This is a genomic window from Armatimonas sp., from assembly GCF_043760365.1.
Lineage (GTDB): Bacteria > Armatimonadota > Armatimonadia > Armatimonadales > Armatimonadaceae > Armatimonas.
Genome location: NZ_JAYUPA010000215.1, coordinates 1 through 2,088, shown reverse-complemented (window position 1 = coordinate 2,088; position 2,088 = coordinate 1). Strand labels below are relative to the sequence as shown.

At 59.9% G+C, this 2,088-nt stretch carries 4 protein-coding genes; 2 read left to right on the top strand and 2 right to left on the bottom strand.

What is annotated here, in order from left to right; all coding sequences use genetic code 11:
* Both ACH2EH_RS05265 and ACH2EH_RS05260 read left to right on the top strand, forming a co-directional pair.
* On the top strand, positions 1–570 hold a 570-nt coding region (locus ACH2EH_RS05265), incomplete at its 5' end, for an adenylosuccinate synthetase (RefSeq protein WP_395139620.1).
* Entirely contained in the window at positions 567–1,208 is a 642-nt protein-coding gene (locus ACH2EH_RS05260) for a tetratricopeptide repeat protein (RefSeq protein WP_395139618.1), read from the top strand. The genes ACH2EH_RS05265 and ACH2EH_RS05260, both read left to right, overlap by 4 nt.
* An 8-nt stretch (positions 1,209–1,216) precedes the next feature.
* Here the strand turns inward: ACH2EH_RS05260 and ACH2EH_RS05255 are convergent, their stop codons facing one another.
* On the bottom strand, positions 1,217–1,393 hold the full coding sequence (locus ACH2EH_RS05255) for a hypothetical protein (protein WP_395139616.1): 177 nt from the start codon (positions 1,391–1,393) through the stop codon (positions 1,217–1,219).
* A gap of 225 nt (positions 1,394–1,618) precedes the next feature.
* Positions 1,619–2,088 (bottom strand): DUF1552 domain-containing protein (locus ACH2EH_RS05250; RefSeq protein WP_395139614.1); only part of this gene is annotated, 470 nt, incomplete at its 5' end.

Sequence of the window (2,088 nt, the reverse complement as noted above, 5' to 3'; positions counted from 1 at the left end):
CCTCCCACCGCCATCACCGAGATCATCGGGGTCGTGAAAGCCTACACCAGCCGTGTCGGGGCAGGAACAGTTCCCACGGAGCTTCTCGATGCGCGCGGCGAGCGCATCCGCGAGCGGGGCCGTGAGTACGGCACCACAACGGGCCGCCCGCGCCGAATCGGCTGGCTCGATGGCTTTGCGCTTCAGTATGCGGCGCGGGTCAATGGCCTTACGGGAATCTGTGTGGGCCACTTAGACGTGCTCGCGGGCTTTCCTACCATCAATGTCTGTGTCGGTTACACCAAAGACGGCGTCCTCTTAAAGCACTTTCCCGCAGGCGATGTCTGCCTGCTCGATGGCTGTGAGCCCGTTTATGAGGCGCTTCCCGGCTGGCCCGAGGACTCGATTGAGAATGTCACGCGCTTTGACGAGCTTCCCCAAAACGCCCAGGACTACGTCCGTTTCGTCGAGAAGCTCGCCGGAGTGCCTGCTCGGTTTGTCTCCATCGGCCCACGCCGCGACCAGACCCTTGTGGCCCCTGGAATGCCCGCTCCCGCCGCGCTTTTCGCGACTGAACTTGCACGCAGATGACCTGGGAGGAGCACCGCAGCGCAGCGGAAGAGTTTGCCCTGATCGAGCTGTGGGAGCAGGCGGCGGCCCACTACGTGCATGCGGCGGCGCTCTTGATGCAGTCAAAGCGCCTCGAAGACACGCCCGAAATCACGTACTTACAGCTCCGGGCCGGGCAAGCCTTTTTAGAGCAAGAAGATCCCACCGCCGCCGAGCCGATCTTGGGCAATGCGCTCAAGCTCGCGACACTCATTGAGTACGCAGAGCTCCTCCCCGAGATTCAGAGTGCACTGGGCGAGGCCCACGCCACGCAGGGCAACCACTTGGCCGCGATCCCGTGCTTTGAGGCAGCGCTAGGAAAGACACTCGACCCCGAGCTGTATCTCCACCTCACCCTCTCGCAGCTTGCTCTAGGGCAAGAGCCCGAGGGGCTCAAGAGCCTGGAACGCGCCTGTAAGATCCACTACCGCGCCAAGAATTTAGAGGGCATGGTGACCTGTGTCTCCCGCGCCGCCGCCGTCTCGGAGGATGCGGGGTATAAAAAACTGGCCCGCAGTCTCTACAAAAAAGCACTTCAGCTCGTCGAAATCTGGCCCCAGTGCGATCCCGCTCACCAGGCCGAACTCCAAGCGCGCTACGACACCCTATCCGCCCCGTAAACGAGGCATTAGGCAGTCTGCCGCTGCCAGAGTTCCCAGGCTTCAGGTGTCACAATAGTGTGTGGCGGATTGGAGGGCATGTACTGCGGAGCGAGCTGCTCACAGAGCGCTGCGTACCGGTCAAGAGTGAGTAGGAACGGCTCCCAAACAAGCCCGTTTCCTATAGGAAGGGGGGCCAAAGTCATACTCTGGCCCCCCTTCCTCTCGCTGCAATATCACATTCAGAATCTCCACAGGAGGAAGAAGTGTGTAAAAATCAGAGGGAAAGAGAAGGCGTATAAAGTCAGTCAGAGGACATTCCCAGGTTCGGGGCTTCCGACCTTCCCGAAACTCATAGACAAAAACACGAGGTAACATCTACTCAGCCAGAAGCCCATCCCAGCGACTCACATCAAAAATACGATATCGGACTATCCAGCCAGCCCGGTGAAATCTTTCTCGGAGAGACCTTTGAGCTCGCCCGTACTGTCTCCGAAGCGCTCGGTGGGGATACCCATGCGGCGCAGCAGTGCCAGGTGAAGATTACACAATGGCGTGTTCTTGGCGTAGGTGAGGTGCCGCCCCGTGGAGAGTGTCCCGCCACCCTGTCCGCCCAGGACAATCGGCAGGTTGTAGGGGCTATGTGCATTGCCGTCTTTGATGCCACTGCCAAAGAGAATCATTGAGTTATCGAGCAGTGTCCCCTCACCGTCCTTGATGCCCTTCAGGCGCTGAAGCATGTACGAGTACTGCGCCAAGTGCCACGCTCCGATCTTTTTATACGGATCGAGCTTCTCGGCCTTGCCTTCGTGGTGGCTGTACTCGTGGTGGCCGCCGCTCACGCCGGGCAGGAAACCGAAGTTGCGCCCGGAGACCTCGTTGCCAAAGAGAAAGGTCGAGA

Excerpts from the sequence above, each read along its gene's own strand:
- ACH2EH_RS05255 (WP_395139616.1), bottom strand. The coding sequence starts at position 1,393 with ATGACTTTGGCCCCCCTTCCTATAGGAAACGGGCTTGTTTGGGAGCCG.
- ACH2EH_RS05260 (WP_395139618.1), top strand. The coding sequence starts at position 567 with ATGACCTGGGAGGAGCACCGCAGCGCAGCGGAAGAGTTTGCCCTGATC.